Here is a 13757-nt window from a genome sequence, read left to right on the forward strand (position 1 = left end):
CTACGCAAGGATAATGTTGGCACCGTATTTTTCAGCGAAGAGGAGCTTGCTAAAAACATGACTCATCATATACTGCAACGCTTTGATACGAAACCCAAGACTGACACAGTCAAACGCTAAGTAAAAACTGTGCATATAACACCGACAATAATGAGATTAACACAATGATAGAACAGATATATGTAGGTATTGATCAAGATAAAAATGGGGGTCTCACCCATCTGGGTCGCATCGTACGTGATGCTTGGGTGTTCGAAATTTTGCCTGAATCTGAAACTTGCACAGGCTGGAGTGGCGCACAGATGCAATCTTTATATGAAAAAGTCTACGCGGCCTGGGAGCCCTATGCACATCTGCCAAGCCGCTTACCCGAGGAGTTACGTGAACGACATGCTCAACTATACGCACAAGCCATTGCAAGCGCGAAAGAGAAAGGCTGGGATACCGAGCTGGATGAAGATGATTAGCGGTTCGCCGGAAAATGCAAGATCCGTGCCGGACCATCCAGCTTAGCTTTGCTGGCCAAGGTCTGAAGTGCAAGGGGCAATTCGCTTTGCAATCGGGTCATAATTTCTGACATGTTCTCACGATAATAGATTGCATCATAAACGACCGGCTGATTCAACGCATCACGATCTTCCCGCCTGAAATTGCACCAAGCGATATCAATCCAGCATTTACGCTCCCCATCTATAAACACAAACTCATCGTTATCAACAATGGCCATATATTGCATCGCACGGATAGGTATAAACAAATGCCGGGTCGGGCAGCGCGCTAATAAGGTGATGGCTAGATTATACGTATTTGCCGGCAAGTTGCGAGCCTCTCGATGGATCTCAGGATCACGATAACAGGTAATCTCCATAATTGCTCCAGCTAAGAATTTTAGGTTTAGATTGTTGCTATAGACATCAATGCTTTCAACTGCGTAGTTGCGAAGCAAAATATCCATACATGTGTTACCTTACCGCCGATAATTAAGGAACTCAAGATGATCAACAATAATTTTTATTCATCAGCTAAACCGGGAAGCATGTTTTGTTGATCGAGCGAATAATCTCTATTGCCTACAAAATAACGAGCGATGGCACTGCACAAACTTTTTAGTCATTTTATTTCACGCCTAGGGCCTGGATTACTCTATGCTGGCGCAGCTGTGGGAGTTTCTCATCTGGTTCAATCCACTCAAGCTGGCGGCATGTTTGGATTTGAGTTAATTATTGCGATTATTATTATCCATTTAATCAAGTATCCTTTCTTTGAATTTGGCCCGCGCTATACCGCAGCAACAGGACAGCATATTTTGCACGGATATCTAAGACTGGGGAAATGGGCCATATGGCTCTATTTACTCCTGTCGATATCAACCATGTTCATCGTTCAAGCTGCCATTACTGTTGTAACGGCTGGTTTAATAACAAATATTTTCGGCCTTGAAGGACTGGGTGGACATGATCCACAAATAGTTGCATTCATTATCAGCAGTATCTTGCTGCTGTTTGCCTTGATCTTGCTAGTCAGTGGTCGCTATAAGCTTCTGGATAAATTAATGAAAATTATTATCCTGGTGCTTGCGGTAACTTCGATTGCTGCTGTGATTATGTTGTTATTTGACAATCCCGGACACCACAAATCTGCAACTGTATTCTTCTCATTTTCTGATACCGTACATTTAATTTTTCTGGCGACATTTCTTGGCTGGATGCCCGCGCCTCTTGATCTTTCTGTATGGCATTCCATTTGGGCTAAAAGCAAAAATGAAAGTGAGGGTAAGTTAACCAGCATGCAAGATACCCTATTCGATTTTAGAGTGGGTTATATTGGAACAGCTTTTTTAGCGATCTGCTTTCTATTATTGGGTGCGCTGGTGATGTACGGCAGCAATATTCCTTTTGCGGCCGGAGGTGCGGCCTTTGCAGGGCAATTGATTGATATGTACCAACAGGCGTTAGGTCAATGGGCTTATCCAATTGTTGCCATCGCAGCATTGGCAACCATGTTCAGCACCACATTAACCGTACTTGACGCTTTCCCACGCTCAATCAGCGCTGCATCAGCATTAATATTTCCCCAAAAATCGCTGCTGAATAATGAAAAAACCTATCTGATCTGGCTATTGATTATTATTACAGGAACGTTATTCATCCTGTTCTTCTATCTCGCTTCAATGCGCGACCTGGTCAAAATCGCCACCGTAGTATCTTTCGTAGCAGCTCCCATTTTCGCCGTATTAAATATGCAGGCCGTATTTAGTAAAAATATGCCCGATCAGTATCGTCCAGGAAAATTGATGTGGATTTGGTGCTGGCTCGGTGTTGTCACTTTATCCGGGTGCTCGATTACCTATTTATTATTACTTTAATTTACCAGCAAAATAACATTTGATGCGCCCTACCCGCCTTGAGAAGCCAGCGGCTACCCGCAGCAATCTTAAAACAATTGCTTCACTTTTACCTTATCTGCTGGAGTTTAAAGTCAGAGTTGTTTTAGCGCTCAGCCTGTTAGTATTGGCCAAATTGGCCAATGTTTCTGTCCCATTGGTTCTGAAGGAAATTGTCGATGCTCTGGATCAGCCACGTGCTGAGCTGGTACTACCCGTTTTTTTGCTGATGAGTTATGGCGTGTTACGCCTGTGCAGTACTTTATTTGGCGAATTGCGCGATGCCATCTTCGCCAAAGTGACGCAACGAGCAATCCGGCGCGTAGCCAACAAAGTATTTAGTCATCTGCATTCATTGTCATTGCGTTTTCATTTGGAACGGCAAACTGGCGGTGTTTCACGCGATATTGAGCGCGGCACGCGTGGCATTTCATTCCTGCTGAATTTTATGCTGTTTAATATTCTGCCGACATTACTTGAGATTGGCTTGGTATTGGCCATACTCATTAGTAAGTACGACATCTGGTTCGCCATCATCATTGTCTCGACTTTGCTGGCATATATCTCATTGACACTGATCGTCACCGAATGGCGCATGATTTTCCGCCGCACCATGAATAACATGGACTCAAAAGCCAATACGCAAGCCATCGACAGTTTACTGAACTACGAAACAGTCAAATATTTTGGTAATGAAGCTTGGGAAGCCCGGCGTTATGATGAGCATCTACAATCATGGGAAAAAGCCGCTATACGCAACCAGACTTCGCTGGCAACACTGAATGCAGGACAAAGCGCAATTATTGCCGTTGGGGTCACGCTGCTCATGCTATTGGCTGCTGATCAGGTAGTTGACGGTCATATGACCTTGGGGGATCTAGTGCTGATCAATGCTTTTATGCTGCAGCTTTATATGCCACTACATTTCCTCGGTTTTGTGTACCGGGAAATCAAGCATTCGCTCGCAGACATGGAACGTATGTTTACTTTGCTGGAGGAAAACAAGGAAATTCAGGACAAACCAGATGCCGAGATACTCAATATTAAAAATGCAGCTATCCATTTTGATCAGGTTAATTTTAGCTATGAACCCAATCGTCAGATTTTGTTTAATGTCAGCTTTGATATCCCTGCCGGGCACAATGTCGCTGTCGTAGGCCACAGTGGTTCAGGGAAATCCACACTGGCCCGCTTGTTGTTCCGTTTTTATGATGTGCAGTCGGGCCGCATTCAGATCAATGATCAAGACATCCGTGATGTCACTCAGCAAAGCCTGCGTACCACCATGGGCATCGTACCGCAAGATACGGTATTATTTAACGACAGTATTTTTTACAACATTGCTTATGGACGCCCGGATGCAACTGCGAATGAAGTTTATGCAGCAGCCCAATCAGCACATATCCATGACTTTATTGAGAGCCTTCCTGAGAAATATGAAACCATTGTCGGTGAGCGCGGCTTAAAACTATCGGGAGGTGAAAAACAGCGCGTGGCCATTGCCCGCACTATTTTAAAGAACCCGGCTATTCTGATTTTTGACGAGGCCACATCGGCGCTGGATTCAAACTCGGAAAAACGTATTCAGGCCGAATTAAAACGCATTGCAAAGAACCGTACAACATTGACCATCGCGCATCGATTATCCACCATTGCTGATGCTGACCAGATTCTAGTCATGGATCATGGGCGCATCATTGAGCGTGGCACACATCAGCAGTTGCTAGCAATAAACAGTCAGTATGCGCGTATGTGGGAACTACAACGACAAGAAGAAACCGATCAAAACTTGCAACAAATTTTAACAACCCGTTAATTGCCTTTCAAGGCATTCCAGATAGCCAATATTTATCAGTCTTTTTTTGGCTGAATTTCTATAAACAAAGCCTTCTGACAATTGTCTGGCGAAACCCGGAGTGATAATCCGGTTCAGCACTTATCGATCAGCATCGAGACGGCAGAATGGACTTTGTCGGCGAAACGAGTTAGCCAATCTTGGCTATTCCCAAGCCACATCGAGGTGGCTGATCCAACCGGGCAGCAGTATCAGGTCGATCTTTCCTTCACCAAATACTTGATAGGCGATATAAAGTTCACCTCTCTTGACGTAGTTAACCGGAAGGATTTCCATTATATGAGTCATTGAAGATTAATAGAATTTAGGGGCTGGTTAACTGAATCAGTCCCCAAAATATAGATTTATTTCCTAGATAACATTTTAGTAAATCCTTCGTCAATGTTTATTTTTGTTGCATTGGCCAGATGATTATAAAAAACACTCATACCCGACATGGCAATAATTTCCATAATTTCTTCATCATCAAACCCCAGTTCTCTTAGCGCCTGAAAATCCTGTTCACTGGAAGAATGAGAATCTTTTGCCAGCCTGACAGCAAAATCGATAGCCGCTTTCTCTTTGGGATCCGACGTTTCTGCAGTGTAGTTCTTAATTAGGCTGTCTATTTGCTCAGGTGTAACACCGATATGCAAACAAAATGCATGATGTGCTGCTTCACAGTAATGGCAGCCCTTTAATGATGAGATAGCAACAAAAATCATCTCCTTGAGCCGACGGCCTACCCGGCCACTAGTCAGTATATGGTTCATTACCGGCCATATTCCTTTTAACGACTCGGACGAAGTGGCCCAAACTCGGAAAAAATTGGGTGTAAAGGGTGCTTTTAATGCCTTTTTTATCTGGATAAAGCTTTCATCCATTTCAGGTGTCACTGCACCGTCATCCACAATCTGACTAATCGTTCTCATAATAATCTCCTGTAATACATTTTTTGAAGTGAAATAAATACATTTTCTGATTTACTTGCTTTAATGATCATCTGAAAAAAGCCCATTACTAAGTGCCTATTCCTCCATCATCATTGGGGTTTTACCGCATCTTTATAATCAGTAAGTATGCCAACCCGATGGCTCACCATTGCCTAGAACTTTAATACAGTCCAAACACGATGTCTGTTATCTACAAAACAAAATTGCTATAAGTTTAAGACCCCATTGATAATTTGCGATCAAACCTAGAATCATGCTGTGAGGAATTCCATAAGTCTTCGATTCACTTCATCCGGCTGCTCTAAATGTGCCCAGTGCCCAGCATCTGACACTACGAATTTTTCAAATCCTTTGGTAAAGAACTGCTCCATCCCTTCTGTTAACTCCAAACCAATGCAGCCATCGCGTTCGCCGTGAAAATACATCGTGGGAACTTCGATCGGTGAATCGAAGAGTAATGCCTGAACATCGAAAAGTGAGGCGTCATGCAGTTGGGGATTGAACAAACAACGATAATAATCTAACGTGGCCTTGGCCACACCCGGCTGGCGAAACGTATTTTTGACTGCATTCATTATATTGAAAGGACATCGCCACAGGGGTGACCATTCTTGCCAAATTCGATCAATGAACTCAAAATCATTCAATGCCATCGCATCTTCAGCAAACGACATCTGAAAAAAGAACATATACCAACTGCGGCGCTGTTGTTCTGGATTGGTGATGAGAGAGCTGAAAAGCAATACTGGATGTGGTACAGCGAGCGTAATTAATTTTGTTATTTTCTGTGGTGCAAGCTTGGCTGCACCGTACGCGGCCACCGCACCCCAGTCGTGGCCAATGACGGCGGCCGACGAAACGCCCAGTGCATCGATCAGCTCCACGACATCAATGGCCAATACCGCTGCTTGATACGAATCGTCCGGCACATCAGTTGGAGCGTAACCGCGCATATACGGGGCGATTGCACGAAAACCCACATCGGCAAGTGCAGGTAATAAATGACAAAAGGTGTTAGCACAATCAGGAAATCCATGCAAACACAGCACCAACGGTCCTTCGCCCACTTCAAGATAGCTAAACTGAATTCCGCCAGCTCGCGTTGAACCGGTTCGAACCATACCAGACACGATAATTTTCTCCATCAGATATTAAATAATTGTCAGTTGTCCAATTCTTGCGTTGCGAAAGCCGAACCAAATAACAGTATTACAGCCTCAATGCAAATGAGACGCCACTATTTTTGTGGTGTGAGATGATTTAAAGGGTACTGGCATCTCGGGGTTACTGGTATCGACCAAGGGAATAAGCGCGCCCTTTGGCAACGTGGCATATTCCCTTACCCAATCTTTCATCCATTGCGGGTCCTTTTCCTGCCTCGGATTGAAGCCTGGCAGAAGAGATCTCAGCATAAATGGGCCAACATTAACACACAGCAATGTCAGCTCCTTAATGAGCTGTAATATGGTTTTCGGGCGATACAGTATTTTGTCCTTCTTCAGCGAAATAAACATGGCCCATAGACCCAACCCAAGGACATGCCCGCTACCGTGGAATACACCCAGAAATCTCGCCAGGTACTGGCCGGAATACGCCATATAAGTGTCAAAAGCGACAGTTTTGTGTTCCGCCTCCTCTATCATATGCATTATCCAAAATGAGCTGACATGCGGGTTCGCTTCTTTAAAAAGTGCCACGCGCTTGGTAATAAGCCAATGTGTAAAACCATTTGTCATAGATTCAAACCCGGCAGAATACGCCAACCGGATGTGTAAACTTTTACTCTCAAGCCGAGCATATGCCTTGGCCATATGTTCTTCGACCCGTTCCAACTCCGGATAACCATTGGCCTTCAATAACTCGTTATATCGCCGATGGCACTTAAAGTGATTTGCCTCCTGATGATTGAATCCCGACATGTCCTTCAATAATTCTGGGTCGCTTACATGCTCTCTCGCTTTTAATATTGAACGTATCAGAAAAGGTTCGAGATATGGCATGGTCAGAGAAAACCCATTAAACATGTGTGACCGAACCGGGTTACCGGGAACCCAGACCGGGTCCATATCGGATGGAAATTCAAAAGCAAAGTCTCTTACCACTATTTCATCAACTTCCTTGGCCTGGTATTTATAATTCGACTGTATCATGCCATCTCCATTAGATTCATAACAAATCCGACCTTGTTGCCTTCAAAATCAAATTCTAGAAATCTCACTGTAATTCCTGACATCGTCATGGACTTCACTCCACATCTTGGGTCCGCTAAGACCAGATTATTAAATAAATATTAAAGAAACTTCTTTATTCATGCCCAACACATATAACCAAAATTAGATTCTTTGTTTAGCAAACATCCAGCGACAGCACTGATTCAACGAATTAGGACACAATTGATTGCATAAAATAGACTCTAATTCATCGTGTGTATTTCGTAACAGGTCTAATTAATCCGTTATTTCATAGCTACTCTGTGCTGCTAAACAGCCAACTCACCAAGTAAGCCTTTCACGCGAGTAGATTTAACTTGCAATGTTGGATGAACGCAAAATAAATCAACCACCATCCTTGAACTGACGTCATTTAATAAATAAGGGCAAATAACTGTTGAATTTGGATACCTGGATAACATCTCGTTCAAACCAGACTCATAACTCATTACTTCTTCTAAAATGGCATTGTCTTGAGACTTCGTATCTTTAAATAGCCAACCCCCATATCCAACAAATAATACTCTCTCGAATCCCCTAGCTTTAGCTTCTAGAATCGTAGATTCAACAAAAGCGATTACTCTATCTGCCTTAAATGTTCCACTCAGAAGATAAGATTCATTAACAAACAAACATCGGAGTGCATGGGTATCCAACAAATCTTGCATATGCAATCCTATTGCTTTCAACAATTTTGCCAGCCTATTTTTTCGGTCAGCCCCCTCTATTAAAACGATTTGCGCTCCCTCTCCAATGTGCTGCAAAATCTCACGACTCAGCGCAACCCATTCTTCATCAACAGTGTTGCTGACAAAGCAGCAATGTGACACAGTTTTATGCTGAGAAACCGATACCTCGCTCTCCTTGACGTTTGTGGTCTCAGTTACGAACTTCATCAAATCGGCCTTAAGAAATCGTCGCTCCCCTCGCTTACCGATACGTGAACAGGGCAGTAGTCCAGTGTTAGTCCATCGTCTTATCGTAGCCTTGCTGACATTCAAAAAAGTAGCTGCATCTGCAATCGTCATCAGTGCTTGATTGTCATTTTTTGATAACACCAGTACATCCTCTCGTTAAATATTAATATGACTAATATAGTCATATACTAACTAACCTATACATAATTGTCAAAATAGCTGGTTAACTTTTATATAAAATTATATAAATATAGGTAATAAAACAACCATAATACAACTATAAATAATATTAAATGACACCTATAGATATATTAAACTGTCATTACTGAATATAAATTGATACAGTAAATCTTAAAAACTTGAGGTATAAGTCAACTCTCTAAGAGTACCCAATGTAAGCGACATTATTGCTTTTATGCTGATGCAACTTTTTTTCAACACACAAAGACTCCATGCCTCAGATCCCGATAATAGTCGACCCGATACTTGATGGCGGCTAAGATTAAGAAGATTGAGCGCGACAAGACCACGGAAAATAACAAGTTCAAAAAGTTACAAATAAAAATCGAAACACACGGGGAAAACCAACCTTTTCTTCAAGAATGATTAATGTAGTGATGTGCTAACTTCTCACTTCAGAATTTGCCATCAAACAATTGCGTAATTACATTCTAGGGAGTCATCGCAATGCTCGTATCGGTTGGTTACATCATTATTATTATTTCTGTGTTTGGCGGTTTTGCATTAGCGGGCGGTCATTTGGCTTCCTTATGGCAACCTGTGGAAATTCTCATGATCGGCGGTGGCGCCATTGGTGCATTTGTAGTCGGCAATTCCAATAAAGCGCTTAAGGCAACGATGAAGGCTTTGCCTACCGTATTCAAAGGTTCCAAATATACCAAAACGCTTTATATGGATCTGATGACATTACTCTATGAAGTACTAGGAAAAATTCGCAAAGAAGGGTTGATGTCTATTGAAGGGGATGTGGACGATCCGTCGAATAGCCCCATTTTTACCAAATACCCGGATATTTTGGCTGATCATCATATCACTGAATTTATTACCGATTATTTACGGTTAATGGTCGGTGGCAATCTTAACTCTCTGGAAATCGAGAGTCTCATGGACAGCGAATTGGAAACGCATCATCAGGAAGGAGAAGTACCTGTTCATTGTGTAGCAAAACTAGGTGATGGGCTGCCAGCCTTCGGTATCGTGGCAGCGGTTATGGGTGTAGTACATACAATGGAATCCGTTCACCTGCCACCTGCAGAATTAGGTATTTTGATCGCTGCAGCATTAGTAGGTACATTCTTAGGAATTTTGTTGGCTTACGGATTTGTCAGCCCGCTGGCCGGTAAGCTCGAGCACAATCTGCATGAATCCAGCAAAATGTTTGAGTGCATCAAAATTACATTATTAGCCAATTTAAACGGCTATTCACCTGTGCTGGCGGTGGAATTCGGCCGGAAAGTCTTATTTACCACCGAGAGACCTTCTTTCTTAGAATTGGAAGAGCATGTTAAACAAAGCAAATCCAAGTAATGCGTAATTTTTTCAAAATAACATTCAATTTAATTTGCGAGAATATTTATGGCTGATGATCTTTCACAGCGCCCAATAGTTATCAAGCGGATTAAAAAGGTGGCTGGCGGTCACCATGGTGGTGCCTGGAAAATTGCCTATGCAGATTTCGTAACTGCCATGATGGCCTTTTTTTTACTGATGTGGCTACTGGGATCGTCAACCCAGAGTCAATTAGAGGGCATCTCGGACTATTTTCAAACGCCATTAAGAATTGCCTTCATGGGCGGCTCCAGCATTGGGGAAAGTAATAGTATAATTAAAGGAGGCGGCACTGATCTCACACGTCAGCACGGCCAAGTAAAGAAAGGAGAAATTGTTATAGATGACCCTGCCAACAAGCAAGCCGTAAAGATTATCAAGGAGCGGATTGAATTGGAGAAGCTCGAAGGGTTAAAAAAGAAAATCGAGGAAGCCATTGAAGCCAATCCCCAATTGCAAAGGTTTGCAAACCAATTGTTACTGGACATTACAACGGATGGATTGAGAATCCAGATCGTAGATGAGCAAAACCGGCCTATGTTTGCTCTTGGAAGAGCCGAATTACAACCCTATACCCGAACTATTCTACGTGAAATTGGCAAAATGCTTAACGAAGTAACTAACAAAATCAGTCTTTCCGGGCATACGGATGCAAAGCCGTTTCCGACTGGTGACAAAGGTTACAGTAATTGGGAGCTTTCGGCTGATCGCGCCAATGCTTCACGACGAGAATTAATTGTAGGTGGCATGGATGCCAGTAAAATGCTGCAAGTTGTTGGATTGTCTTCGGCAGTATTATTCGACAAGAACGAACCGCTTAACCCAATTAATCGTCGGATCAGCATCGTTGTTATGAATGAAAAAGCTGAAAAAGCGATCACTATGGATAATCCCACCGTCGACATAGATATGCAGAAAGAACCCACTAAGGAATTGTTACAAAATCCAGAGACAAGCTCTTTATAAACTAATAGTCAATATTCATTATGTTGAAATTTCGGCACCCGGTTATCATCGCCCTGCTCATTCAGGTCATTACCTTAATAGGTGTTGGTTCCTTTATTGGGTTCCAATCGGTAATAGTTTTAAACATTTTCGCGTGGGCTATGGTACAGGGATTTCTGGCTGGGTTTGTGAGCTATTACCTTAGAATGCCGAAGTGGTGGATTCCGATTCATTTGGTTTTTATGCCTCTAGCCATTGTTATACTAGCACTAAATATTTCATCAACATGGTTCTTAATACTTTTTCTTTGCTTACTATTCACCTACGGTAAAACTTATAAAACCCAGGTACCGCTGTATCTTTCAAGCAAAAGCGTAAACCAGGCATTGGCTACATTATTGCCCAAGCAGAGCCAGTTTTCCTTTATTGATATTGGAAGCGGATGCGGGGGGTTAGTTAGCAATCTGGCAAATACTCATAAGAACGGTTTGTTTTATGGCATCGAATACGCACCCTTACCTTTCCTGATCAGTAAATTAAGAAGTATGTTTTCTACTCCAACCAGCAAAATAGTATGGGGCGATTTCTGGAAACATGACTTCTCAAGCTATGACGTTGTTTATGCTTATTTATCTCCGGTTCCGATGGCTTCGCTCTGGCAGAAAGCCACGCAAGAAATGCGCCCGGGTAGCTTTTTAATCAGCAATAGTTTTATTATTCCTGATATACCGCCTGATAAAAGTATCAAGCTTGATGACTTCTCAAACTCTACGTTATATCTCTGGAAAATATAACATCCAGATTGCAATACCCTATGTACGACGCCAGGTAGTCCCTTGCGAGCTATCTTCAAGAATGATGCCCCGTTCTTGCAACTGTTTCCGGATTACATCGGCATCGGAATAACGCCCTTCTTTTCGTGCGTTTATACGTTCCTGAATCAATTGCTCGATTTCATGATGGATTGAGGCGTTTAATTCACTGTTAGCTGCCTTATTTTGCAAATACTCCTGGGGATTTTGCTGCAAAATCCCTAGCAAGCCACCCAGCGCCTTAAGTAATCCGGCGTGTTCTTTTGAACCTGTTTTGTTGATATCACTGGCAAGATCAAACAATAGAGCAATTCCATCCGGTGTATTAAAGTCATCATCCATTGCCTGTTTAAATTTCTGCGCATAAGCGTTATTCCAATCTATCGTTGCATCCTGAATGGGCTCAACTTCTTTTAATGCAATATAGAGCCGATCCAATGCCAGTTTTGTATCTCTAAGATGTTGATCAGAATAATTGAGTGGGCTGCGATAGTGTGCACGTAAAATAAAAAAACGTACCACTTCAGGTTGATATAATTTCAATATTTCACGGACAGTAAAGAAATTACCTAGAGACTTTGACATTTTCTCATTGTCAACCCGGACAAATCCATTGTGCATCCAGTAGTTAACGAATGGATGATCGTGCGCTCCTTCACTTTGCGCAATCTCATTCTCATGATGCGGAAACTGTAGATCTTGACCTCCCCCATGAATATCAAAATGTTCACCAAGAAATTGCTCACACATAGCTGAGCACTCAATGTGCCAGCCCGGTCGTCCTTGCCCCCACGGAGACTCCCAGAATGGTTCGCCAGGTTTTGCTGATTTCCACAACACAAAATCCAATGGATCCTTTTTACTTGAATCAATATCAACACGCTCACCTGCGCGCAGATCGCTCAGAGATTTACCAGAAAGCTTGCCATAACCAGGAAAGTTATGTACAGAATAATAGACATCACCATTATGGGCTTGGTAAGCAAGATTCTTCTCAACAAGTGTACTAATCATCCGAATCATACTTTCAATATGGTGAGTTGCACATGGCTCATGAGTCGGAGATGAAACACCCAATGCCGCTGAGTCTTCATTCATGGCTTGAATAAAGCGCTGTGTTAGTGTTTCAATTGATTCATTACTTTCTTGCGCACGTTTAATGATTTTATCGTCGATATCGGTAATATTTCGTACATAATTGACAGCAAAATCATTCGTTTCAAACCAACGAACAACCATATCAAATACAACCAGCACCCTCGCATGACCCAAATGACAGTAATCATAAACGGTCATCCCGCACACATATAATTTAACTTTCCCAGGCACAATCGGAACAAAACCTTGTTTTTCACGGGCGATTGAGTTATATATTTTGAGCATAAAGCCAATGGATAAAATTGTGAAATTACTTGTCTTTTTGATAGAATCCAGAACCTTCCTGGGTACAACCGGAATGGACGATGAGTATAACATAATGTAGATTTGAATCTCTGTTTACCACTAACAATGAGGACCCCTGACTATGTATTTTCGCCAAATTTTGTTTTTCCTTTTTTTATTTTCATTTCCTCTGTATGCTAACGCAGAAAATATTAAGGTTGAAATGAAAACGAATGTTGGAAGCATTGTTCTTGAGCTTTATCCTGACAAGGCACCTAAAACCGTTGAGAATTTTCTGCAATATGTTGACGATGGTTTTTTCACAAATACGATATTCCACAGAGTCATAGACGGCTTTATGATTCAAGGTGGCGGCTTCGATGTCGCACTCAACCAAAAACCGACACGAGCGCCTATTCGAAATGAAGCTGCTAATGATTTGAAGAATGAGACCGGAACGATCGCAATGGCACGAACATCGGATCCTCATTCCGCATCAGCCCAGTTTTTTATTAACGTTGCTGATAACAAATTTCTTAATTTTAAAGCATCTGATCAAACTGGTTATGGTTATGCGGTGTTTGGCAAGGTAATTTCCGGCATGGATATTGTTAATAAAATTGCATCAATGCCAACCGGCTCAAAAGGCCCTTTTCCAAGCGATGTACCGAAGAGCAATGTTATTATAGAAAAGATTATTAAACTACCCGTTAATATTCAATGACAAGAATCACAAATTAACAAAGGATAA

14 protein-coding genes are annotated in these 13757 nt (G+C 42.2%); 7 read left to right on the plus strand and 7 right to left on the minus strand.

Annotated elements, in window-relative coordinates:
• The first annotated feature begins 164 nt into the window (after positions 1-164).
• A complete protein-coding gene (locus tag Q0C11_RS05055) occupies positions 165-467 on the plus strand; it encodes a hypothetical protein (RefSeq protein WP_293006312.1) in 303 nt (100 codons plus the stop codon).
• On the opposite strand, the gene Q0C11_RS05060 is transcribed toward Q0C11_RS05055, so the two are convergent.
• A complete protein-coding gene (locus tag Q0C11_RS05060) occupies positions 464-955 on the minus strand; it encodes a hypothetical protein (RefSeq protein WP_367273735.1) in 492 nt (163 codons plus the stop codon). The genes Q0C11_RS05055 and Q0C11_RS05060 overlap by 4 nt on opposite strands.
• A gap of 132 nt (positions 956-1087) precedes the next feature.
• Here Q0C11_RS05060 and Q0C11_RS05065 point away from each other — a divergent pair, with 132 nt between their 5' ends.
• Together Q0C11_RS05065 and Q0C11_RS05070 are read left to right on the plus strand one after the other, a co-directional pair.
• Positions 1088-2365: a divalent metal cation transporter gene (locus Q0C11_RS05065; protein WP_293006313.1), complete on the plus strand. Its 1278-nt coding sequence runs from the start codon at positions 1088-1090 to the stop codon at positions 2363-2365.
• Positions 2366-2387: 22 nt separating this feature from the next.
• Positions 2388-4199 carry an ABC transporter ATP-binding protein/permease gene (locus Q0C11_RS05070; RefSeq protein WP_293006315.1) on the plus strand — a complete coding sequence of 604 codons (1812 nt, stop codon included), beginning with the start codon at positions 2388-2390 and terminating at the stop codon, positions 4197-4199.
• A 183-nt stretch (positions 4200-4382) separates the two neighbouring features.
• Here Q0C11_RS05070 and Q0C11_RS05075 read toward each other — a convergent pair whose 3' ends face one another.
• From Q0C11_RS05075 to Q0C11_RS05095, 5 genes are all read right to left on the minus strand, one after another.
• The gene (locus tag Q0C11_RS05075; RefSeq protein WP_293006317.1) at positions 4383-4514 is read right to left on the minus strand and encodes a hypothetical protein; all 132 of its coding nucleotides are present in this window, start codon (positions 4512-4514) and stop codon (positions 4383-4385) included.
• A 68-nt stretch (positions 4515-4582) separates the two neighbouring features.
• Positions 4583-5149, minus strand: a complete 567-nt coding sequence (locus tag Q0C11_RS05080) for a carboxymuconolactone decarboxylase family protein (protein ID WP_293006319.1) — start codon at positions 5147-5149, stop codon at positions 4583-4585.
• 272 nt (positions 5150-5421) lie between these two features.
• Positions 5422-6291, minus strand: a complete 870-nt coding sequence (locus Q0C11_RS05085; RefSeq protein WP_293006375.1) for an alpha/beta hydrolase — start codon at positions 6289-6291, stop codon at positions 5422-5424.
• Positions 6292-6387: 96 nt separating this feature from the next.
• Positions 6388-7320 (minus strand): metal-dependent hydrolase, encoded by a 933-nt coding sequence (locus tag Q0C11_RS05090; RefSeq protein WP_293006320.1) that lies wholly within the window; start codon positions 7318-7320, stop codon positions 6388-6390.
• Positions 7321-7649: 329 nt separating this feature from the next.
• Positions 7650-8438, minus strand: coding sequence for an MEDS domain-containing protein (locus Q0C11_RS05095; protein ID WP_293006321.1), 789 nt, complete (start codon positions 8436-8438; stop codon positions 7650-7652).
• A 546-nt stretch (positions 8439-8984) separates the two neighbouring features.
• On the opposite strand from Q0C11_RS05095, the gene motA reads away from it, so the two are divergent.
• From motA to Q0C11_RS05110, 3 genes are read left to right on the plus strand one after another with little or no spacing between them, the layout of a single operon-like run.
• Positions 8985-9845: a flagellar motor stator protein MotA gene (motA, locus tag Q0C11_RS05100; RefSeq protein ID WP_293006322.1), complete on the plus strand. Its 861-nt coding sequence runs from the start codon at positions 8985-8987 to the stop codon at positions 9843-9845.
• 48 nt (positions 9846-9893) lie between these two features.
• Positions 9894-10832, plus strand: coding sequence for a flagellar motor protein MotB (gene motB, locus Q0C11_RS05105; protein ID WP_293006323.1), 939 nt, complete (start codon positions 9894-9896; stop codon positions 10830-10832).
• Between the two features lie 20 nt (positions 10833-10852).
• Positions 10853-11605, plus strand: coding sequence for a hypothetical protein (locus Q0C11_RS05110; protein ID WP_293006325.1), 753 nt, complete (start codon positions 10853-10855; stop codon positions 11603-11605).
• Positions 11606-11623: 18 nt separating this feature from the next.
• Here the strand turns inward: Q0C11_RS05110 and cysS are convergent, their stop codons facing one another.
• Positions 11624-13006, minus strand: coding sequence for a cysteine--tRNA ligase (gene cysS / locus Q0C11_RS05115; protein ID WP_293006327.1), 1383 nt, complete (start codon positions 13004-13006; stop codon positions 11624-11626).
• 142 nt (positions 13007-13148) lie between these two features.
• Here cysS and Q0C11_RS05120 point away from each other — a divergent pair, with 142 nt between their 5' ends.
• Positions 13149-13730 carry a peptidylprolyl isomerase gene (locus Q0C11_RS05120; RefSeq protein WP_293006329.1) on the plus strand — a complete coding sequence of 194 codons (582 nt, stop codon included), beginning with the start codon at positions 13149-13151 and terminating at the stop codon, positions 13728-13730.
• The last annotated feature ends 27 nt before the right edge of the window (positions 13731-13757 follow it).

The sequence above is a fragment of the Nitrosomonas sp. genome (assembly GCF_022842015.1).
Classification (GTDB): domain Bacteria; phylum Pseudomonadota; class Gammaproteobacteria; order Burkholderiales; family Nitrosomonadaceae; genus Nitrosomonas.